This is a genomic window from Paenibacillus sp. PvP094 (assembly GCF_040546835.1).
Lineage (GTDB): Bacteria > Bacillota > Bacilli > Paenibacillales > Paenibacillaceae > Paenibacillus > Paenibacillus illinoisensis.
The window spans coordinates 4,638,586-4,658,565 of the sequence record NZ_JBEPOM010000001.1 but is presented as its reverse complement, the minus strand read 5'-3'; the positions used below and the strand labels follow the sequence as shown (position 1 = coordinate 4,658,565).

Annotated in this window: 22 protein-coding genes and 2 riboswitches; of the genes, 10 read left to right on the top strand and 12 right to left on the bottom strand. The window is 46.5% G+C overall.

Going from position 1 to position 19,980, the window contains the following annotated elements; translation table 11 throughout:
• The first annotated feature begins 40 nt into the window (after positions 1-40).
• Positions 41-1,393: an MATE family efflux transporter gene (locus tag ABIC22_RS21490; protein WP_354483618.1), complete on the top strand. Its 1,353-nt coding sequence runs from the start codon at positions 41-43 to the stop codon at positions 1,391-1,393.
• Positions 1,394-1,529: 136 nt separating this feature from the next.
• Here the strand turns inward: ABIC22_RS21490 and ABIC22_RS21485 are convergent, their stop codons facing one another.
• Entirely contained in the window at positions 1,530-2,246 is a 717-nt protein-coding gene (locus ABIC22_RS21485) for a 3-ketoacyl-ACP reductase (RefSeq protein ID WP_127536782.1), read from the bottom strand.
• Between the two features lie 164 nt (positions 2,247-2,410).
• Positions 2,411-2,782 carry a winged helix-turn-helix transcriptional regulator gene (locus tag ABIC22_RS21480; protein ID WP_127536781.1) on the bottom strand — a complete coding sequence of 124 codons (372 nt, stop codon included), beginning with the start codon at positions 2,780-2,782 and terminating at the stop codon, positions 2,411-2,413.
• Between the two features lie 398 nt (positions 2,783-3,180).
• Between ABIC22_RS21480 and ABIC22_RS21475 the strand changes: the two genes are divergently transcribed.
• Positions 3,181-3,708, top strand: a complete 528-nt coding sequence (locus ABIC22_RS21475; RefSeq protein WP_354483616.1) for a DinB family protein — start codon at positions 3,181-3,183, stop codon at positions 3,706-3,708.
• 135 nt (positions 3,709-3,843) lie between these two features.
• Here the strand turns inward: ABIC22_RS21475 and ABIC22_RS21470 are convergent, their stop codons facing one another.
• Positions 3,844-4,752 carry a LysR family transcriptional regulator gene (locus ABIC22_RS21470; RefSeq protein ID WP_354483614.1) on the bottom strand — a complete coding sequence of 303 codons (909 nt, stop codon included), beginning with the start codon at positions 4,750-4,752 and terminating at the stop codon, positions 3,844-3,846.
• A 140-nt stretch (positions 4,753-4,892) separates the two neighbouring features.
• On the opposite strand from ABIC22_RS21470, the gene ABIC22_RS21465 reads away from it, so the two are divergent.
• From ABIC22_RS21465 to ABIC22_RS21445, 5 genes are all read left to right on the top strand, one after another.
• Positions 4,893-5,912, top strand: coding sequence for an alpha/beta fold hydrolase (locus ABIC22_RS21465; protein WP_354483612.1), 1,020 nt, complete (start codon positions 4,893-4,895; stop codon positions 5,910-5,912).
• 297 nt (positions 5,913-6,209) lie between these two features.
• Positions 6,210-6,539, top strand: a complete 330-nt coding sequence (locus tag ABIC22_RS21460; protein WP_095286527.1) for a PadR family transcriptional regulator — start codon at positions 6,210-6,212, stop codon at positions 6,537-6,539.
• Positions 6,540-6,553: 14 nt separating this feature from the next.
• A complete protein-coding gene (locus ABIC22_RS21455) occupies positions 6,554-7,417 on the top strand; it encodes a pentapeptide repeat-containing protein (RefSeq protein WP_127536776.1) in 864 nt (287 codons plus the stop codon).
• Positions 7,418-7,429: 12 nt separating this feature from the next.
• Positions 7,430-8,191, top strand: coding sequence for an ABC transporter ATP-binding protein (locus ABIC22_RS21450; protein ID WP_127536775.1), 762 nt, complete (start codon positions 7,430-7,432; stop codon positions 8,189-8,191).
• Positions 8,192-8,959, top strand: coding sequence for an ABC transporter permease (locus ABIC22_RS21445; protein WP_354483609.1), 768 nt, complete (start codon positions 8,192-8,194; stop codon positions 8,957-8,959).
• A gap of 365 nt (positions 8,960-9,324) precedes the next feature.
• Here ABIC22_RS21445 and ABIC22_RS21440 read toward each other — a convergent pair whose 3' ends face one another.
• Entirely contained in the window at positions 9,325-9,858 is a 534-nt protein-coding gene (locus tag ABIC22_RS21440) for an AAA family ATPase (protein WP_483312557.1), read from the bottom strand.
• A 328-nt stretch (positions 9,859-10,186) separates the two neighbouring features.
• Here ABIC22_RS21440 and ABIC22_RS21435 point away from each other — a divergent pair, with 328 nt between their 5' ends.
• Both ABIC22_RS21435 and ABIC22_RS21430 read left to right on the top strand, forming a co-directional pair.
• Entirely contained in the window at positions 10,187-10,702 is a 516-nt protein-coding gene (locus ABIC22_RS21435; RefSeq protein WP_483312556.1) for a DUF2243 domain-containing protein, read from the top strand.
• On the top strand, positions 10,692-11,501 hold the full coding sequence (locus tag ABIC22_RS21430) for a cytochrome c oxidase assembly protein (protein WP_354483608.1): 810 nt from the start codon (positions 10,692-10,694) through the stop codon (positions 11,499-11,501). Before ABIC22_RS21435 ends, ABIC22_RS21430 begins: the two co-directional genes overlap by 11 nt.
• A 122-nt stretch (positions 11,502-11,623) precedes the next feature.
• On the opposite strand, the gene ABIC22_RS21425 is transcribed toward ABIC22_RS21430, so the two are convergent.
• The 4 genes from ABIC22_RS21425 to ABIC22_RS21410 all read right to left on the bottom strand — a co-directional run bounded on the left by ABIC22_RS21425 (position 11,624) and on the right by ABIC22_RS21410 (position 14,314).
• Entirely contained in the window at positions 11,624-11,920 is a 297-nt protein-coding gene (locus ABIC22_RS21425; RefSeq protein WP_354483606.1) for a helix-turn-helix domain-containing protein, read from the bottom strand.
• Positions 11,921-12,324: 404 nt separating this feature from the next.
• Entirely contained in the window at positions 12,325-12,966 is a 642-nt protein-coding gene (locus ABIC22_RS21420) for a hypothetical protein (RefSeq protein WP_354483604.1), read from the bottom strand.
• A gap of 361 nt (positions 12,967-13,327) precedes the next feature.
• On the bottom strand, positions 13,328-13,456 hold the full coding sequence (locus ABIC22_RS21415) for a DUF6254 family protein (RefSeq protein ID WP_222592015.1): 129 nt from the start codon (positions 13,454-13,456) through the stop codon (positions 13,328-13,330).
• 120 nt (positions 13,457-13,576) lie between these two features.
• A complete protein-coding gene (locus ABIC22_RS21410) occupies positions 13,577-14,314 on the bottom strand; it encodes an SDR family NAD(P)-dependent oxidoreductase (RefSeq protein ID WP_154893857.1) in 738 nt (245 codons plus the stop codon).
• Between the two features lie 176 nt (positions 14,315-14,490).
• Between ABIC22_RS21410 and ABIC22_RS21405 the strand changes: the two genes are divergently transcribed.
• Positions 14,491-15,102, top strand: coding sequence for a TetR/AcrR family transcriptional regulator (locus tag ABIC22_RS21405; protein WP_354483601.1), 612 nt, complete (start codon positions 14,491-14,493; stop codon positions 15,100-15,102).
• Positions 15,103-15,434: 332 nt separating this feature from the next.
• On the opposite strand, the gene gcvH is transcribed toward ABIC22_RS21405, so the two are convergent.
• From gcvH to ABIC22_RS21385, 4 genes are all read right to left on the bottom strand, one after another.
• Positions 15,435-15,836 carry a glycine cleavage system protein GcvH gene (gcvH, locus tag ABIC22_RS21400; RefSeq protein WP_127536767.1) on the bottom strand — a complete coding sequence of 134 codons (402 nt, stop codon included), beginning with the start codon at positions 15,834-15,836 and terminating at the stop codon, positions 15,435-15,437.
• 19 nt (positions 15,837-15,855) lie between these two features.
• A complete protein-coding gene (locus ABIC22_RS21395) occupies positions 15,856-17,115 on the bottom strand; it encodes a serine hydroxymethyltransferase (protein WP_354483599.1) in 1,260 nt (419 codons plus the stop codon).
• Positions 17,116-17,177: 62 nt separating this feature from the next.
• A riboswitch (glycine riboswitch) is annotated at positions 17,178-17,259 on the bottom strand.
• Between the two features lie 3 nt (positions 17,260-17,262).
• Positions 17,263-17,380, bottom strand: a riboswitch (glycine riboswitch).
• Positions 17,381-17,404: 24 nt separating this feature from the next.
• Positions 17,405-18,883 carry a M20 family metallopeptidase gene (locus ABIC22_RS21390; RefSeq protein ID WP_354483597.1) on the bottom strand — a complete coding sequence of 493 codons (1,479 nt, stop codon included), beginning with the start codon at positions 18,881-18,883 and terminating at the stop codon, positions 17,405-17,407.
• A gap of 83 nt (positions 18,884-18,966) precedes the next feature.
• Positions 18,967-19,950 carry an ABC transporter ATP-binding protein gene (locus ABIC22_RS21385; RefSeq protein WP_354483595.1) on the bottom strand — a complete coding sequence of 328 codons (984 nt, stop codon included), beginning with the start codon at positions 19,948-19,950 and terminating at the stop codon, positions 18,967-18,969.
• Positions 19,951-19,980 lie beyond the last annotated feature (30 nt).

The following is a 19,980-nucleotide window of genomic DNA, read 5'->3' as shown; positions in this document are numbered from 1 at the left end:
GTCAGCAATACTAAATTACAATAAGAAGGTAGTGACCCACATGGATGCAGAAAACCTCCATTATTTCGAAAAAGCACCAATCACCAAAGCCGTAGCTCACTTTGCCATCCCCATGATGCTCGGCACGTCAATGAACGTTATATACTCCATCTTGAACGCCTATTTTCTCGGTACGCTGGGCAATACTGCGATGTTAACCGCTCTTGCCCTAACCTTGCCTTTGTTTGCCGCCATCATGGCGTTAGGTAACTTGATTGGCATAGGGAGTGGCACCTTTATTTCTCGTTTGCTGGGCGAGCAGAAATATGATGACATAAAACATGTGTCTTCCTTTGCGTTCTACAGCAGTTTAGCTCTCGGTTTGCTGGTCATGGCCATCGGTCTTCCGTTGATCGATCCCATCGTTCATGGTCTTGGTGCAACAACAGAATCATTTGGTTTCACAAAAGACTATGTCACCGTTATGCTGATTGGCTCGCCATTTGTAATCCTGTTTTTCACACTGGAAAATATCGTACGTTCCGAAGGAGCGGCCATCACGTCGATGGTCGGCATGATCCTCAGTGTTGTCGTTAATATCATACTTGATGCGGTAGTCATCTACGTCTTTCACTGGGGCGTTATTGGTGTAGCCTCTGCTACCGTGATCTCCAACCTGGTTGCGAGTGCATTCTACGCCTTTCATATGGGGTATAAAAGCCGTTTACTAACCATTTCTGCCAAATGGTTCAAGGCAAGCAAAGACATCCTGAGCAATGTATTCAAAATTGGTGTTCCTGTCTTTATCATGAGTATCTTCCTGGGGGCCATGTCGCTTTTCTTGAACCATTTTCTTGCCGACTATGGGGATCAGGCTGTAGCGGGATACGGAATAGCATCACGTTTGCTGCAGTTTCCTGAATTTATTCTAATGGGGTTATGTGAAGGAGTTGTGCCATTAATTGCTTTCACGTTTACGGCAAACAAGCTGCGTATGAAACAAACCATTGGATTTACGATTAAAAGCATTCTCGTTCTAGCCGCCGGGTTCGGCATCATCGTTTATCTGATCTCTGATCATTTAATCGGACTATTCACGAGTGATCCGCAGCTCATTGAAATGGGAAGCTATATTCTGCATGTGACATTTCTGTCCCTGTTCATCTCAGGAATGACGACGCTGTTCACAGGCATTTTCCAGGCAACTGCCCAAGGAACCGCTGCTTTTGTTATGTCCATTATTCAAGGAGTTACATTGATTCCTGTGCTTTTCATTGCGAGTCATATGAACGGCTTCCATGGCGTGGTCTGGTCACTTGTTATTGCGGATGCTGTTGCTTTCCTCGTTGGTGCGGCCATGATGTTTATTCTGCGGAATAAACTGCAGCCTGAACTGGAACACCTTGTACAGTAGAAAATATTATCGGGTATTTGTGTGACTAGGCCAGAACGTTGCAAAAACAAAAATAAGCCGCTTAAGCAGCGACTTATTTTTGTATATTCCTAGTGTACATTTTTAATTTTTACAATGTACTTTTGCTTCTATCCATTTACGGATTTGTTGACCATAGACCCGCATGCTTCAGCAATACGCGTGGGTGCAGCTTCAGTTGTGCCACAATCAGGTCTGCAAGATCTTCAGGCTGCATCACCTTGTCCGGATTGCCGTCCGTCAACTTGAGCTCGACTGCCATATCCGTAGCAACGGTACTAGGAGTCAGAGCCGTGACACGAATGTTTTTCTTGCGTACTTCAAGCATCAAGGACTCGGTGAGTCCATTCACAGCCGCTTTAGATGCAGTATACGCGCTCGTAAGCGGCGCCCCTTTTTGTCCAGCCGTAGATGAAATGTTAATGATATCACCTGCGTTGCGCTCCATCATCTCTGGCAATACCGCACGGGTCGTGTAATATACACCCTTCACATTGACATCAATGATATTGGTCCATTCTTCCGGTGTTAACTCCATGAATCCGCCGAATTTGCCAATACCCGCATTGTTGATTAGAATATCGATCGCTCCGAGCTCTCCCCGTACAGACTCTACTGCTGCTGTAATGGAATCCAGATCGGCCACATCAGCTGCAGCAATCGCTACGTTCACATTGTACGGTTTAAGTTCTTCCTTGACCTTTTGCAAATTCTCAAGCGTACGGCCTACAAGGCCTACGTGGATGCCCTCTTGTGCAAATGCAATGGCAATCGCGCGACCAATCCCGCGACCCGCTCCTGTAATTAATGCTACTTTCCCTGCTATGGACTGCATATTATTGTTCGCTCCTTTGAATCTTAGATAAGTTAAATTGAATTAAAACCTAGCGTTAAAAACAATCGTTCTCAACTTCTATTCCATTCTAACTGCCCTTACTTTAAATGAAAAGCATGCACTTTTTGGTGCGGTGGTTACCAAACGGTAACTGCCACATCCATTTACTTGATTTCTTCCTTAAGCTGACTTAGCCGATTCAGACCCCAAGTATACATCATTTCAACGATGGGCAGTATGCTCATTCCTACTTCTGTCATCGAATATTCAACCTTGGGAGGGACATCCGGATAGACTTCTCTATGAACTATGCCATCCTCAATTAGCTCACGCAGCTGGCTTGTCAACATTTTATGTGAAATTTTAGGAAAGAGCTTTTGTAAATCGCTAAACCGATGAGGGCCTTCCACTCCCAAATGCCATAAAATAACCACTTTCCATTTGCCGCTAAGAATCGATAACGTATACTCTTTCTCGCAATGGTAATCCTTTTGGGCTAATCGATCCCGGATATCTTGTCTCAGCGAATCTGTCATGTAATATCATTCCTTTATTGAAATAAACTCCTGTTAGCGATCTCGCTACCACTGTGGTCAACACAGCAACGTATTTAGCGACCTTTCTATTATACCATCACATGTTTGAATGTAAGACGATAACGTGAAACGGATGTGAAACACGAAGCTGCTCTATCAACTTGTCAATATGTAAGGCGGCCGAAAGATAACACACAAAAGGTTCTTTAACAACAAGCGAGGACCTTATTCGTGAAGAAAGCAAGGTTCATTTCGTCCGGATTCTGCTCTAGAATTAATTCACCCTATTAAATATTAACACCATAAAGGAGCAGCTTCCTGCCATTGAAAGGTTGAGAATATGTCCAAGCATATACTACAATTAAATCCAGAGCTAGAAATCCAAAGGAGGCGCTACCATGCTTGAAAGACCAACGACAGAGGAGTATGCAGCTTATTATGAAGGATACATAAAACTGGTTCCCGAAGGGAATATCATCGAACGGTTGGAGCAGCAATCCAATATCGTACAATCCGTTCTGTCCTCATTGACTGAGGAGCAAGCGAATTACCGTTATGCTGAAGGCAAATGGAGCGTAAAAGAGATCATTGGCCACCTGACGGATAATGAACGTATTATGAGCAGCCGATTGCTTCGCATCGCCAGAGGCGACCAAGCAAATCATCCCGGTTACGATCAGGATGTCCTTATGCAAAGTCATCCATTCGATGCTTACACCGTGGCCGATCTAAACGAAGAATATGCGGCCGCACGCCGCTCCACCCTGCTCATGCTTCGTCACATCTCGCCGGAAGCCTGGCTGCGTAGAGGAATTGTTAGTGATAATCCTGCTTCAGCTCGATCCATTGCTTATGTTCTGGTTGGACATGAACTGCACCATCTGTCCATTCTACGCGATCGTTATGCGGTAGATGTGCCATTATAATTACTAACTTAACCTTTTGATGTCATTCCCATTATGGTTATCGGACAGACGTTGATCCTTCTTTCTCATTGAAGATTTCAACATCTGTCCGTCATTCCTTAATCCGTCGTTCAGCGCTTACGGATCACCTTAGCTTTAAAAATGATCAAACCCTTCCTCCTTCGCAATGACCTCCCTTGCTGCTTCCAGAAAAGATAACAACATGGGTGAAAGCCACTTGTCCTTATGCCATAACATTTGTGTATACACGTGCAAGTCAGCAATTTTCCAAGGAAGAACGATAAGTTCACCCCGATCTACTTCGGCTTCCGTTGTTAATTCCGGCAGGAACGCAATACCTATTCCAGCCATGGCACATTGCTTAATCGCTTCGGCATTTTGAAATTCCAAATGTGTAATGGTATCAATCCCCTTTTTCTCAAATGCCCGGTCAAACATGGTTCGATATGTACAGCCCTTCTCATTGGTCAGGAACACTTGACCGTGAAAATCTTCAAGCTTTAATACCGTATGCTGCGCAAGTGGGTGATCCGGCGCAGCGTAGAAACGGAATGTCTCTTCCACCAACGGTTCCACTGCAAGTCCTGTAGAGAGGATGGGTTCATCCAACATAAAGACCACATCTGCGGTCCCCTCAAAAAGCGTTTGCTTCAGTTGTTGGTTGGGAACAGAGCGGAAGATCAGGCGAACTCCCGGATGCCGTGAGCGGAAAAGACGAAAGACCACTGGAAGCCGGTAGGCACATAGAACCTCATTGGCACTGATCGTTAAGGTTCCACTTAATTGTTCATCGTCATGAACGGCGCTTCGAGCTTCATCCAGTTTATCGAGAGCACTCTGAATATGATTTAAGAAGCGTTCTCCCGCTCCCGTGAGAACAAGCTGCTTGCCCAAGCGGTCAAAGAGCCGAACACCGAGCTCATCTTCCAAAGCCTTGATCTGCATTGTGACATTCGAAGGTACATAACCCATGGCTTCAGCTGCCCGGCTGAAATTCAGGGTCGATGCGACTGTGCGAAACATATTCAATTGGCGTAATTCCATCCGCTTATCCTCCTCTTACTATCAATAATATTGAACACTATATTAATTTTTAATCACTTTTATTGAGAGTACCACGGTCCTATACTGAGTACAAGAAACACACTTAAGGATTGGTTATATTTGAAGGGAGAGATTAAATCATGGACTACGACATTTTTAATTTGGGTGATGTAACCTTGCAATCGGGCGTGACGTTACCAAATGCTTTTCTTGCTTACAAGACTTACGGTAAATTGAATGAGGAGAAAGATAATGTTGTCGTTTATCCAACGGCTTTTGGCGACCAGCATGTACAAAATGAATGGTTAATCGGAAATGGCATGGCACTCGATCCGGAAAAATATTTTATCATCGTTCCGAATCTGTTAGGTAACGGATTGTCCTCGTCTCCCAGTAACACGCCTCCTCCATACGACCGTGCGAACTTTCCGAAGGTAACCATCTATGACAATGTTGTTCTGCAACATCGGCTGGTTACCGAACTATTCGGCATTCAAAAGATTGCACTCGTCGTAGGGTGGTCCATGGGAGGTATTCAAGCATTCCAGTGGGGGGCAAGTTATCCCGATATGGTGGAGCGAATCGCGCCTTTTGCCGGCGTGGCCAAAACATGGCCTCACACGTTTGCGGTCATGGAAGGAGTATGTGCCCCCCTCCTGTCAGCCGTGCAATTTGATTCGAATCAACTCAATCATTTGACCACTGCAGACATGCGCGGGGCTGGCCGGGTTTACGCGGGATGGGGATTTTCACAGGCTTTCTATAGAAGGAAACTCTACCGTGAGCTTGGTTTCGACTCATTAACAGATTTTATGGCAGGCTTCTGGGAAGAAGTCTTCATGACTATGGATCCGCACAATGTTCTCGCCATGTCATGGACAGGCCAACATGCTGATATTAGTGATAATCCCCTCTATAACGGAAATTTCGAGCATGCGCTAAGCAGTATTAAAGCGCTCGCCTGCATTATGCCAGGTAGCACGGATCTCTTCTGCACGGCGGAAGACAACGAGTACGAGGCTGGCCTTATTCCTAATGCTGACTATCAGCCGATTCATTCGATTTGGGGACATTTCGCCGGTCGTGGGATTAACCCTGCCGATAACAAATTTATTGATGACAATCTGAAACGGTTGCTTACGTTAAGTCCCGTCGGCTAAACCGACTCATCTTTTGATTCATCTCTTATCATTTCATTACTCAATAACAAGTGAAAAACCAACCTCTCCTATCGTCATGACCACATGAACGTCAAGAGAGGTTTTTTCATGTTTATCACGCTCTCTCTACTCTCAGCCCGTGCACCAATCCATGTCGGGATAATTTCTATAACGAAAAGGAACGATTGAATAACATGATGGGATAAACGTACAATTTTTCACTCAAGGTAATTTGATTATAATACTACCTTGACAGTCACAGTAATATGACGTATTATACAATTGCGAGGTGATTACATGAGCCAAAACAAAATTACATCCGACCTACTACGCGGCCATACCGATACAATGATTTTACGGCTCTTATCCGAAGCTGACAGATATGGGTACGAGATTGTCAAAATGATTGCCGAGCGCTCAGGCGGTGAGTACGAATTAAAAGAAGCTACCATGTACTCCAGCGTTCGGCGACTTGAAGCGGAGGGTGATATCGAATGGTATTGGGGCGATGAATCTCAAGGTGGACGCCGTAAGTATTTCAGGATTACCGAAAAGGGCAAAGCAACACATGCCAGCAACAAAGAAAACTGGGAGTACGCGAAACGTGTGCTTGAAAACTTATTATAAGGAGTGTTGAGGTTATGAATGAAAAGCTCACTCACTATTTGAACGGAGTCTTTGCACCGTACGATGAGGTAAAAAGTGTCACCGAATTAAAAGCAGACCTGCACTCCGATTTGCAAGAAAGGTTCCGTGACCTCAAGGCTGAGGGCAAAGATGATGAAACTGCTTTTGAGATGACCATTGAAAGCATCGGCGATATTGAACAGACCGTGCAGGAGGTTGCCAACCTCTCCCGTTCACTGGAACGGCAGGTAGTGACAAACTTTAACGCAAGTAACCTGTCAACGAGCGATTTTGCTGGTGTTACCGCGCATAAAGGACAATTCAAGTCCAGTGCGCTGCGAGGCTCCAATTTCAGGGATGCAGATTTGACTGGTAGTTCTTTTATTAGCAGCGATGTCCGGGATGCCAATTTTGACCGCGCCAATCTGACGGACTGCACCCTCTCTACACTGGACCTAGCAAATGCAAGCTTCAGTCAATCCGTTCTTGTACGCACGAACTTCAGCAAGTCGGGTATGGACGGGGCCAAATTCACAAATGTCAGACTGACTGACGTTGCGTTCTCCTTAACTGATCTTAGAAAGGCTATTTTCCATAACTGTATCTTTGACGGTGTGGAGTTCAAGTCCTCCGATCTGAGCGGGCAGCGTTTTGATGGGCAAACCTTTACCGGGGTCAAGTTTGACAAGGTGGCATTGAACGAAGTTTCATTTCAAAACGCTACACTCAAAAACGTATCCTTTCCAACGTCTTCATGGTCCAACAAGTATTATCGGGTGATCAAGACCGTCTGCTTTGACGGTGCAATGATGGATAAACTCACTTATGCTGCTCTCAAAGGTATGGAAGCCAATGTGTCCAAAGTTACGGTTATCTAAGGAGGAGATCCTGTGCAAAACAAGTCCATTCAAGTGATTGGCCTGCAAAAATCCTACAAACAGCTGCACGTCCTTAAGGGCGTGGATTTCGAAGTGGAAAAGGGCAGCATCTTCGCCCTGCTCGGTTCCAATGGTGCTGGCAAAACAACCGTTGTCAAAATTCTCGCCACACTGCTTCAAAAAGACAGTGGAACTGCGACCGTGAACGGATTCGATGTTGCAACCAATCCTGACCATGTACGGCAGGCGATCAGCCTGACCGGTCAATTTGCCTCGGTGGACGAAATTTTAACCGGACGGGAAAATCTGATCATGATTGCCAAACTGCGATATCTTCACAATCCGCGTCAGATTGCAGAAGACTTGCTTCAACGCTTTGGTCTGACGGATGCTGCGGACCGCAGGGTATCGACGTATTCGGGCGGGATGCGTCGCAGACTCGACATTGCTCTAAGCCTCGTGGGAAAACCACAGATCATTTTTCTCGACGAGCCAACAACCGGGCTGGACCCCGAAGCACGCATTGAGGTATGGAAGATTGTTAAAGAGCTGTCGGATGGCGGTACGACAGTATTTCTGACTACACAGTATCTGGAGGAAGCTGAGCAGCTTGCTGACCGAATAGCCATTCTCCATGAGGGCAGAATTATCGCCAGCGGCACGCTCTCCGATCTGAAGAAGTTGATTCCATCTGCAAAAGTGGAGTACGTCGAAAAGCAGCCTACACTTGAAGATATATTCCTCGCAGTCATCGGCAAAAAGGAGGCCAATTAAATGGAAACGGTAAAAAAACATTTTTTCAGTGATATGAGCGTAATGCTGGGACGTTCGTTGCGCCATATTCTTCGCAGCATGGACACCGTTATTACGGTTACAATCATGCCGATTGCCTTCATGCTGCTGTTCGTCTATGTGTTTGGCGGTGCGATTCAAACCGGGACGGACAACTATGTCAATTATCTATTGCCCGGTATACTGCTCATAGCAATCGCCAGCGGAATATCCTACACGGCGTACCGCCTGTTTATCGATGTTCAGCGGGGCATATTTGAACGGTTTCACTCCATGCCGATTTCACGTTCCACCTTGTTATGGGGGCATGTCCTGACCTCGCTGGTTTCTAACGCCATTTCCGTAGCCGTCATTATTTTGGTTGCACTCATCATGGGTTTTCGTTCACCAGCCGGTATCCTCTCATGGCTTGGCGTAGCAGGCATACTCACTTTATTTACACTGGCATTAACCTGGGTCGCTGCGATAGCAGGACTGTCCGCAAAATCCGTGGATGGCGCAAGTGCCTTCTCCTACCCCATTATATTCCTTCCTTTTATCAGCTCTGCATTTGTACCAACTGAATCGATGCCTACGGTTGTTCGTGTCTTTGCCGAAAACCAACCAGTAACCTCCATTGTCGAAGCGATCCGTGCGCTGCTCTTAGATCAACCGGTAGGCAATGAGATATGGGTTGCTTTGGCATGGTGTGTCGGGGTCCTGCTGGTCGCATATATTCTTGCAATGAGAGTCTATAACAAGCGGGTGTGAGAACTTATCAGCTCACCTTCTATGTATGACTCGATGTCGCAGCCCTAAATAATCCAAAAACCTGGATTATACCTTCCTTCGATAACATTAATGTGTAAATTATCTTTAGCAGATTAGTCTCTTCAAACCATTAGCTTCCCAGAATCAATTTCTGCTGCTGCGTTTTTCCATCCTTTGCTCAGGCATGAACAGCCCCTTTATTCACTTCCCTTGCTTTGTTGAATGCCAATGAACAACCTTTATTGCTTCATGCAAGCATGCAGCAATACAACCAAAAGGCCCACGTATGCTGTTATTAAGCAGCATACGTGGGCCTTAAACCTGCACACAACCTTGAGTTGAAAACAAGTCATATGTCGATAATATTAAATGGATTCATTTTCGCCGAAGTGCAGTAAAATATCTTTCACCGATTGCTCTGGTGACTGCTCCGAACTGTCCAGCCAAAATCCGATTTTCGGTGTTTCCTTCAAAAAATCCGAATACAAATTTTCTACCGTAAATCCGGTATACCCGACTTTTCCCCTTCCTTTTTCTCGCTCTTTTACCACCTCAACATTTGGACACAGCACAACCACCTGAAGCGGGTAATCTTTAAGCTGCTCCATCATATAGGGTAGTGCCCCTCCATAGTAATTATCTTGCAAAACAACAGAAAATCCATAGTCATAATAGGTCTTTGCGGCATTCGCAGCTAACCGGTAACGTAAATATAATTGACGGACAGCTTCTTCGGAAGGTTCAGCGGACATTTCTTCGCGTCCTGAACTAATCATGCGACGGAATATATCCCCACGTAGATGAACACCTTTTCCCAGCTTGGAAGCCAGCAGCTCCGATACCGTTGACTTTCCAGAGGCCATAACTCCTGTAATTAAATAAATGGCTTCTTTCATCATATACCGCCTCCGCCCTTATTTTAAAAGATTATCTTTGTTAGACACCGAATTTCGACATCAATACATACCTATTTACTGCCATGATTATACATCTAATGGAACTATCCTCGCCCTAACTTTTAGAGTCCTTTTAAAAGGAAGCCTTCTGATCCAAGTTCGCCCGAGACAGAGACAAGAACTTACTCTTTAAAACAAAAAAAGCCGCTGTATTAGCGGTCTAAATGTTCATTCGGGCATTTTCATACTGGTTTGTTTTAAAACTGAGTACAATTCATTCATATGGGTATATTGGATAATAAAGTATTTTTTTGGGTGGAGGTGAATTATCATGCCGAGCAAAGCTGAAAACGAAAATTCGGACCCGAATATAATGAATCGCTTCGTTTATTCGAATCGTAACCTATGGTCTGGGATTCTCTTCGGCATTGGTTTGGTTGCCTTTATCGATGAGACCGTTTTCCATCAGCTGCTGCACTGGCATCATTTTTATGACAAGGCGACCACAGAGGTTGGTCTGATTTCAGATGGTCTTTTTCACGCTTTTAGTTGGTTCGCTACCATCGGAGGATTGTTTATGTATGCAGATCTTCGAAGACGAAACGCATTTTGGCTTACGAGATGGTGGGGAGGCCTTCTTTTTGGAGCGGGTAGCTTCCAGTTGTATGATGGACTCATTCAACACAAACTCATGGGAATTCATCAAATTCGTTATGTGGAAAATGTTATTCTCTATGACCTGGTATGGAACGTCCTTGCTGCTCTAATGTTCCTGACGGGGCTCAGTCTTATGTATCGCACAAGAAGCAGACCATTCTCAGGAAAGGCTCACTCCTATGAACATTAATACTCACATTCATGATCACCATGGAACTGAGCTGGATCATATGGCGGGGATGGTACCTGAGCTGATTCTGGCACTACCTTTTGCACTCGCGTTTGGGATGTATATTTATGCTGCAGTCCGTTCCATTCGTAAGAAATCCTGGCCAATATACCGGACTGTTCTCTGGTCCATTGGCACTCTTTTGGCGGTTATGGCCGTTGCGGGACCTCTTGCAGATCTGGCCCATACTGATTTCGTGGCCCACATGTTCAGTCATTTACTTTTGGGTATGCTTGCACCACTGCTTATGGTGTTGTCCGCACCGATGACTCTTCTGCTGAAATCGCTAAGCACACCATTAGCCAGGCGTCTTACACGTCTTCTGCGAAGTTGGCCGTCCCGGATATTGACTCACCCTATGATCACTTCGCTCCTTAATATTGGAGGACTCTGGATACTATACACTACAAACGTATACTCACTCATGCATGAGAATACACTTCTGTATCTCGTTGTTCATTTCCACATATTCGCAGCAGGTTATCTGTTTACCATGTCCATTATTTACATAGACCCCATGCCCCACCGGCTCTCCTTTTTGTACCGCTCCATCATACTAGTGATTTCTTTAGCAGGTCATGGCATGTTGTCCAAGCTGATCTATGCACACCCGCCTACTGGTGTACCTTTGGATCAAGCCAGGGTTGGAGGCATGCTCATGTACTATGGTGGAGATGCTGTTGATATAGTCATTATCTTCATATTATGTTTGCATTGGTTTAGAGCAACTCGCCCTAGAACTGGCTTAATCATGAGTTAGAGATATCCTCCAGCTTACTTTCCAACAATAGTACCTCCCTTACGTCGCCCATTTCAGACGAATATCATGAAGAAGAGGTTATAAATCAAGCACAGCCTGCATGCGAAGTGCAGACTGTGTTTTTAATTCGGAATTAAGATGTGCGATAACGGCTTCTGTAAGTCCAGAGTTAGGAGGCAATTACCGGAAAGCTCCCCCACCTCTGCTTCGAGCAGCCTGCGGAACAGGAAAACCAGATTTAGCAGCAGCAGGTTTTCCGGGTCCTTGAGCGGAATGCCCTTGATCCTCCCTGGTTTGTCCAGCCGGTATGCCGCTGTGTTACGGTGAATGTACAATCTGGAGGACATTTCATTCATATGGCCATTACAGGACGCACCAGGGGTACCCGAAAAACCCTGTGTTAATGCTGTTTCACCCATTAAAATTCCCCAATAATCAAGCTTTGATGTTTCTCATAAGAGCGCACTTATTTTCAAATATGTAATGGTGAACGTAAAATTCCGAAACATCTGTGAGTTGGATCTGAAGCTTGAAATGATCAATCTATTTCCTATGTTATAATGAACCAAAGTAATTCATGGATAATATTGGAGGGGTATCATGTTTAGTAGTATTGGTTTTCCTGGAATCATCATTCTGCTCTTAGTCATTCTTTTATTCATATGGTTTGTCCGCAAACTGATGAAATCCTTACGGCAATAGGCACACATTTCTGCACTCAACACGGGGAAAGAACTTCGTTATAACACAACAAAGAAAGCCACTATACTAGTGACTTTCTATGAGAATCAACAGTATTTGGGCATATAAAAGAAATTCAACATTACTTATCACTTTGTACGGTTGCCAGGGAAACTAGAACGGGTCCGGCAAAATCGGGGGTTTCTTCCCCTTTTGGATTATGAAGCCGGAACAGAAAAACATCTCCCGCTTCAGACTTCCATACCATATAATCACTTATTCCTTCCTCTCCGGAAGCTTGAAGATAGAGTTCCGCGAAACCTAGAGGATGTTCAACTAGTTCACCACTATAATCAGATACCTCACCAACTGTGCTGAGCTCCTCCTTGCCTTCGGCTTCAAGCTGAGTCACATCGTAATCGGAGGGCAGCGGTTCAATGTCCACATAATAATCGGGATTACTTCTTAACGACAAGCGACCTGCTGTCTCATCGAAGGCAAACTTTTCAAAGACATACAAGGAAAATCCTTCACCCTGATGCAGGACCGCCTCCATGGATTGATTACCTTCAGCGGTCATTAGTTCAAAACTCTCCGTCTCCGGGCGATTCGCTTCAACGGATTCTTCCTGTCCCTGTTCTGATGAAGGTGGCGATACGGCTTCAGCTTCTGGAGCAGCCGTTTCCGGGGTGGCGACAGGTTCTGTCTCACCTGTACAAGCGGAAATCATGACGACCATGATAAAAATCGGAATGTTTAGCCGGAAGGGATAGCGATTTTTCATAACAACGCTCCTCTCAAACCTGACCTATTGCTCTGGATAGAATATGTGTTCAACATGCCAAACGCACCAAAACTTGCTTATGTTGCCTACAATAGACTATTACCCATACCAATATAGTGCACGCATCCATTTTTACCAATCCTCTAGATTTTATCTTCTGCTCCTCTACCTACTAATTTAGATTTTCTCTGGTGAAATTGAGATTGATCCATAAAACAAAAAAAGCCGCTCGTTTGCGACTTTGAATAAATCCGTTTCTTGAATATGATAATGCTCGCTTGCTGCGCCAAGCATTTGTCATCTTCAGAGTTTAATATGCGAATTGAGAAGACTGCCAGCATTGTCGCCGGCAGTCTTACATTTATACTGTAGTATTCTTCTCGTCATATTCGCTCGATATTTCTTTAAGCGATCTGATTTTACCATGAGGATGCTGTTCTTGCTTTCGTGACTTCCAAGCAGCTTCCTGCCTTTTCTTCTGGCGAGCCATAAAAGATCTCCTCCTCAGGAAATTAGAGTGATACTACTTTTCTATGATGTGAATTATCACTGAATTTCATTCACGTACAGCTTCATCTTCAATAATCCACTATTCAGAAGTCACCCACTCTTATTGAGCAGTGTATCCACCATCCACGATCAGGCTGTTTCCTGTCATGTAAGACGAATCATCGCTGGCCAGGAACAGAACGGCTTTAGCCATCTCTTCCGCTTGACCAAGACGTTTCATCGGTGTTGCAGCAGAAAGAGCCTGCTTGCTCTCTTCAGGAATAATCGGTGTATCGATAAAACCTGGGCATAGTGCGTTGACGCGAATGTTTTTCTCTGCATATTCCAGCGCCAGCGAACGAGTCAAATTCACAACGCCGCCTTTGGCAGCATTGTAGGCTGCAGAACCAGGTGAACCAACCCATCCATACATGGAAGCCGTGTTAACGATTGTGCCTCCACCGATTTTGAGCATTTCACGAATGGATTCACGCGCAACCAGGAATACTCCGTCCAGGTCGACATTAACCGTATTACGCCACTCGGCATAGTCCAGCTCGTGTGACGGATGAACACGTCCGATTCCTGCGTTGTTGAATACGATGTCCACTTTGCCAAAAGCTTCGACGGTTTGTTTGAAAATCTCAGCAACCTCTTGTTCGCTTGTGATGTTGGCTTTGATAAATAGAGCCTTCGCGTTAAGCGCTTTCAGCTCCTGCTCAAACGCTTTGCCTTTTTCTTCATTTAAGTCCACCAGGACGACTTTGGCTCCTTCGGAAACGAATAGACGAGCTGTCGCTGCACCAATTCCGGATGCTCCTCCTGTGATGACTGCTACTTTGTCTTGTAGTTTGCCCATGACTAAATCCTCCAGTATACTATTTTGAATAGCGCCTATATCAATAGTGCTATATGATGTTTACAAAACTAATTGTATGCTTAAAATTGTAACAATCCAATCATTAAGATAAAGCCAAGTGTCTACCTTCTAGACACTTCTCTAAAAAATGTCTAAATTTATAGGAGATTCTTTGAATGAATGATGAACTTACTGTGACTTCTCAACATCGTAATCGAACCAAGGAACATCTCAAAGCCGCTCTGATTCAGCTCATTAAGAAAAAAGGCTTCCATGCTGTGTCTGTCAAAGACATCGTTGATCAAGCGGGTTACAATCGCAGCACCTTTTATTTGCATTACCAGGATAAATTCGTTCTTGCCGAGGAGTTATTGATCATGAAGCTTGAAGGGTTGAGAAAAGCCACAGGTAAACCCTACTGGCACGGTCAAAAGGTCCTCACAAACAAGCTTAACGTCGAATCTTTTCAAATCGTGGATTATATTTATGAACACCGTGACTTCTTCGAATTAATCCAATACGATGATACGTTACCTGGTCTGCATACAGGCTTTCCGCAAACCATGCTCAAAATTTATGAAGAGCAATTTGTATTCGAAACGATCAATAACTCCCCTGTCAACATGGAGTATTTCAAGTACTATACTGCATACGGTTTTTTTGGACTATTGAACAATTGGATTTTAAGCGGATTTCGTGAGTCACGGGACGCGTTTATCCATAACGTAATTGAACTCACCAAAACGCATATTCAATCTTTTCATTATGTGGGGGATAAACTGGATTAAATACTTTGTTTTGCAGTTCAACTAAACAAGGCATTTTCCACCATACGTCAAAGTTATTTATTACATAGAAATTTCAAGTTTAAGCGGATTCGAATATACCTTAAAAGCAAAAAAAGCCGCTAATAGCGACTTTAAATGATTGTATATTCTTGGCCGGCCCCTGTTGTTGTGACGACTGCCCGCAAACTTCACAGGCAGTCATTCGCTTAAATCACAGTACGCTTTCTTCATAATTCGGGTGATAATTACTTAAGCGATTTGATTTTTACCAGGAGGATGCTATTCTTGCTTCATGACTTCCAGGCAGCTGAGACGACATCCTGTTACTATCATCACGCTGACTTTGTGCCAATAAGTTCAGCATAATTGACAGCATTCAGCAGAAGCGATACTGCTTCAGCCGCATCGCTGTCTATTTCTATCTCGACGATCCAGCCTTGCCCGTAGGGATCGTCGTTGACTTTTTCAGAAGCGTCCAGTAACTGATCGTTAACCCTCGTAACTGTACCGCTAACTGGACTGAATAAGTCCGATACTGTTTTGACCGATTCAATCGTACCCACCGTCTCGTTCGCTTGAAGCGTTGTTCCCACTTTCGCCACTTCTACAAATACGATGTCACCAAGCTGTCTTTGCGCATAATCCGTAATACCGATCCTAACAAGGCTAGATCCCCGCACCTCCACCCACTCATGCTCAACCGTATAACCCAATCCAGCTTTGACTTCACTCATTCATCGGCACCCTCTCGGTCTACATTTTTTTCTGAAGCTGCCCCCTCGAGAAGAGAGGAAACGCCCCGGCAAGCTCAGCAGTCTGCTCTCTTACTTTGGCAATGACTACCGGGTCGTCTCGATGTCTCAAGGCTCTTGCGATGCAGCGTCCAAGTCTTATCATTTCTTTTTCGTCCATACCTCTCGTAGTCAGTGCCGGGGTGCCGATACGGATGCCGCTCGTGACGAACGGACTGGTCGTCTCTCCAGGAATCGTGTTTTTGTTCACTGTAATGCCAACATGCTCGAGCAATCTTTCGGCCTCTTTGCCCGTGAGTCCCCACGGACGAACGTCGATCAGCATCAAATGGTTATCCGTGCCTCCGGAGACGAGTGTTGCACCTTCTGCCATCAATGTGTCCGCAAGCGTTCCAGCATTGCTGACGACCTTCTTCGCGTACGCTTGGAATGACGGCTCCAGTGCCTCTCGAAAGCTTACGGCTTTGGCCGCAATAATATGCATGAGCGGACCGCCTTGGATACCCGGAAAAATCGACTTGTTCAGCCCTTTAGCCGTTTCTTCGTCGTTCGTCAACAGTAGTCCACCGCGCGGACCGCGCAGCGTTTTGTGCGTCGTACTTGTTGTAACGTCGGCATATGGAACCGGAGACGGATGCACTCCTGCCGCCACAAGTCCAGCGATATGTGCCATGTCGACCATGAATTTCGCACCAACTCTGTCCGCAATCTCCTTGAACTTTATAAAATCAATGATCCGTGGATAAGCGCTGGCTCCGGCGATGATCAGGGCCGGCTTTTCCTTGTGGGCCACCGACTCTACTTGGTCGTAGTCGATCAGATGAGATCGCTCATCCACTCCATAGGAGACTGCTTCGAACCATTTGCCCGATAAGCTTACCGGGCTTCCGTGAGTCAAATGACCCCCCTGAGAAAGGTTCATCCCCATCAGCTTGTCGCCCGGCTTCAGCCAGTGGAACAGCACGGCCGTATTGGCTTGCGCACCTGAATGGGGCTGAACGTTGGCATGTTGGGCACCGAACAGCAATTTCGCCCTCTCCATCGACAGAATCTCAACTTCGTCCACATGTTCACAGCCTCCATAATACCTTTTCCCCGGATAACCTTCCGCGTACTTGTTCGTCAGGACCGTCCCCATCGCCTCCATGACCTCCGGACTCACGATGTTTTCGGAAGCAATCAGCTCCAGCGTCTCTAATTGTCTGTCGTGCTCTCGTTCAATCGCAGCATAAATGTCGGAATCATAGTTTAATAAACTCAAGTAAATGTCCTCCTTAGGATAATATATAAAAAAAGGGACAGTGAACCGGCTCATGCCGTGTTCTCTGTCCCGGGTACCTGAGAGTTTAAACGGCCCTCTTCGACCGTTATTACCCCTTTGGTGGCTTGTTGGCTCTCTCCAGAGTTGCGTCGGATGGCGGTACGTTTACCTGAGAGTTTAACCAGCGGCTGGCCAGCCGCTGACTTGCTCCTTCGGTGCCCCGAAGCTTTATTTCGCTTCCGCGGTCTCTCCCGGCCATCGTCATTCGCTATATTCAGTTGATTGGGAATTACACCTTCACCGGTGTTTGTTCAGATGCTGCTCCGGCCGTTTTTGAAGAGAAGGAAAGAGTCGGAGGTATCACGTCATCAGGGAACGGGCTAACGTACGACTCTCCTTCCAGTCGTTCCGCAAGCTCTGCCTTCGCCTGCTCAATGAGGGCAGGGTCAAGCAGCGCTGCAATGGCAGTACACGCCATCACTTTGCCTGCGAGCAGCATGCCTTTGTGTGCATAGCTGCTCTTGCCTTGCGCAACAGTCTGCCAGGCATGGATCGGCGTCGCATAAGCCCAGGTCGCGGTACCGCATTGTGCAGTCGGCACGTTCCAGCTAACATCTCCTACGTCCGTTGACGCTGGCATAACGCGCATTGTATCCATAAGTGGAGCGACGAAGCCCGCAAGAGGACGGGCCGAGAGCATGTCATGGACCTTCTTTCCACTCTGTCGCGATGCACTTGTCTTATCCTCTTCAGGGATCATAGCAAAGATCTCTTGGGCAAAGGCCAATTCGTCCTCAGTATAAACGGGAAGCTCAATCCCAGTGAGGAACTCGTGCATTTTGCCTTCCAGAGCCGCATTCGGGATGAGATTGGACGCCCCGCCTTCATAGTGATATGACATCGTAGTTCCCGTCATCAGGGCCGCTCCACGAGCAACATCGAGAACCCGTTCAAACAATTCCGCAACCTGGGAGGACTTCGGCGCCCTAACCAAATAGTTCACTTCTGCTTCAGCCTGCACAACATTGGGTGCAAAGCCTCCTGTATTCGTCACGGCATAGTGGATTCGCGCATCCGAAATCATATGCTCACGCAAGTAGTTCACTCCCACATTCATCAGCTCGACCGCATCCAGCGCGCTTCGTCCGAGATGGGGTGCGGCCGCCGCGTGGGCGCTGCGGCCCGTGAACTTGAAGTGCACATGCAGATTAGCAAGAGAGGACATATGCATGACAACGTTCATCGTGGCAGGATGCCAGCAGAAAGCGACGTCGACATCCCGGAACAATCCAGCTCTGGCCATGTAGGCTTTGCCAGATCCACTCTCTTCCGCCGGACAGCCATAGTATCGAACCGTGCCGGACATACCATGTTCCTGCAGATAATCCTTCACCGCAAAGGCAGCCGCCAGAGAGCCTGCTCCGAGCAGATTATGCCCGCAACCGTGTCCATTCGCACCCGGCACAAGAGGATCGAAAACTGCTGATCCCGCCTGCTGACTAAGGCTTGCCAGCGCGTCAAACTCACCAAGAACAGCAATGACCGGAGAACCGTTCCCGAAACTGCCTACAAACCCGGTGGCGAGTCCGGCAACGCCTTTCTCTACTGAAAACCCCTCCTGTTCCAGCGTCCTGCAGAGCAAATCCGCTGACTCGAATTCTTCGAATCGCGTTTCAGCGAAGTCCCAGATCGAGTCGCTTACATCGATAAATAAATCTCTCTTGCCTTCGATATACGCGGTGACTTCTTCAATGATCTTCTCATTCATGCCAAACACCTCTCTCCTTAATTTCGGCTACTCTACATCATTGGGCTACGGAAACAGCAAATACACTGAGTACAGGCTATCTGTTAATTAAATGCAAAGCAGGCAACGGCATGATCGTGACCTTTAAGCTCCGGTTCGAATTCGCGACAGATTGCTTTGGCGATCGGGCACCGCGTGTGGAAGCGACAGCCGCCTGGCAGGCGGACTGGGTTCGGAACATCCCCTTGGATAATAATCCGTTTGTGTGAACGAAGCTTTGGATCGATTACCGGATTCGCACTTAACAAGGCGTTCGTATAGGGATGCTTCGGCACCCTGAACAGCTTATCCCGGCTCGCAATCTCCACAATCTTGCCTAGATACATAACAGCTATTCGATCGCTGATATAGCGGACTGCGCCGAGGCCGTGTCCGATGAACAGGTATGCGAGCCCCTTCTCCTTCTGGAGCTTCTTCAGGAGATTCAGAATCTGGGCCTGGATCGAGACGTCGAGAGCTGAAACGGGCTCGTCGCACACGATAAACCTGGGGTTTAGGGACAAAGCCCTCGCAATGCCAATTCGCTGTCGCTGTCCTCCGGAAAATTCATAAGGATAACGACTTTTGTCTTCTGTCGATATTCCGACAGTTTCGAGCAGGCGATCCACCCGTTCTCCAACAGACGAACGACTTTCAAGTCGGTGCGCCAGCAGAGGCTCTGCCAGAATATCACTGATCCTCATTCGGGGATTGAGCGAGGAATAGGGGTCTTGGAAAACCATCCCCATGCTTGCCCGGATTCGGCGAAGTTCCCTCTTGCCGAGTTCTGCCAGTTCCCGGCCCGCATAGAGGATCCTTCCGTCATAAGGCGTCTCAAGTTGAAGCAGCGTGCGACCGACACTCGACTTCCCACAGCCCGATTCTCCGACGAGACCAAGCGTCTCACCTTCGCGAATCGAGAAGCTGACACCATCGACCGCCTTGACATAGTCTGTGACCTGCGAGAAAATGCCCTGCCGGATGGGATAATATGTCTTGAGCCCTTCTACGCTCAGCAGTGGTGGCCTTTTCTTTTTCATATCTAGCATCTGCCGCCCCTCCCTGAACCGAAGCTGATT

What these genes read in the sequence shown, in the direction of transcription:
- ABIC22_RS21445 (WP_354483609.1), top strand. Translation starts at nt 8,192, where the DNA reads ATGGAAACGGTAAAAAAACATTTTTTCAGTGATATGAGCGTAATGCTG.
- ABIC22_RS21385 (WP_354483595.1), bottom strand. Translation starts at nt 19,950, where the DNA reads ATGCTAGATATGAAAAAGAAAAGGCCACCACTGCTGAGCGTAGAAGGG.
- ABIC22_RS21490 (WP_354483618.1), top strand. Translation starts at nt 41, where the DNA reads ATGGATGCAGAAAACCTCCATTATTTCGAAAAAGCACCAATCACCAAA.
- ABIC22_RS21440 (WP_483312557.1), bottom strand. Translation starts at nt 9,858, where the DNA reads ATGATGAAAGAAGCCATTTATTTAATTACAGGAGTTATGGCCTCTGGA.
- ABIC22_RS21435 (WP_483312556.1), top strand. Translation starts at nt 10,187, where the DNA reads ATGCCGAGCAAAGCTGAAAACGAAAATTCGGACCCGAATATAATGAAT.
- ABIC22_RS21430 (WP_354483608.1), top strand. Translation starts at nt 10,692, where the DNA reads ATGAACATTAATACTCACATTCATGATCACCATGGAACTGAGCTGGAT.
- ABIC22_RS21390 (WP_354483597.1), bottom strand. Translation starts at nt 18,883, where the DNA reads ATGAATGAGAAGATCATTGAAGAAGTCACCGCGTATATCGAAGGCAAG.
- ABIC22_RS21415 (WP_222592015.1), bottom strand. Translation starts at nt 13,456, where the DNA reads ATGGCTCGCCAGAAGAAAAGGCAGGAAGCTGCTTGGAAGTCACGAAAG.
- ABIC22_RS21410 (WP_154893857.1), bottom strand. Translation starts at nt 14,314, where the DNA reads ATGGGCAAACTACAAGACAAAGTAGCAGTCATCACAGGAGGAGCATCC.
- ABIC22_RS21485 (WP_127536782.1), bottom strand. Translation starts at nt 2,246, where the DNA reads ATGCAGTCCATAGCAGGGAAAGTAGCATTAATTACAGGAGCGGGTCGC.
- ABIC22_RS21405 (WP_354483601.1), top strand. Translation starts at nt 14,491, where the DNA reads ATGAATGATGAACTTACTGTGACTTCTCAACATCGTAATCGAACCAAG.
- ABIC22_RS21475 (WP_354483616.1), top strand. Translation starts at nt 3,181, where the DNA reads ATGCTTGAAAGACCAACGACAGAGGAGTATGCAGCTTATTATGAAGGA.
- ABIC22_RS21425 (WP_354483606.1), bottom strand. Translation starts at nt 11,920, where the DNA reads ATGGGTGAAACAGCATTAACACAGGGTTTTTCGGGTACCCCTGGTGCG.
- ABIC22_RS21455 (WP_127536776.1), top strand. Translation starts at nt 6,554, where the DNA reads ATGAATGAAAAGCTCACTCACTATTTGAACGGAGTCTTTGCACCGTAC.
- ABIC22_RS21420 (WP_354483604.1), bottom strand. Translation starts at nt 12,966, where the DNA reads ATGAAAAATCGCTATCCCTTCCGGCTAAACATTCCGATTTTTATCATG.
- ABIC22_RS21465 (WP_354483612.1), top strand. Translation starts at nt 4,893, where the DNA reads ATGGACTACGACATTTTTAATTTGGGTGATGTAACCTTGCAATCGGGC.
- gcvH (WP_127536767.1), bottom strand. Translation starts at nt 15,836, where the DNA reads ATGAGTGAAGTCAAAGCTGGATTGGGTTATACGGTTGAGCATGAGTGG.
- ABIC22_RS21480 (WP_127536781.1), bottom strand. Translation starts at nt 2,782, where the DNA reads ATGACAGATTCGCTGAGACAAGATATCCGGGATCGATTAGCCCAAAAG.
- ABIC22_RS21460 (WP_095286527.1), top strand. Translation starts at nt 6,210, where the DNA reads ATGAGCCAAAACAAAATTACATCCGACCTACTACGCGGCCATACCGAT.
- ABIC22_RS21470 (WP_354483614.1), bottom strand. Translation starts at nt 4,752, where the DNA reads ATGGAATTACGCCAATTGAATATGTTTCGCACAGTCGCATCGACCCTG.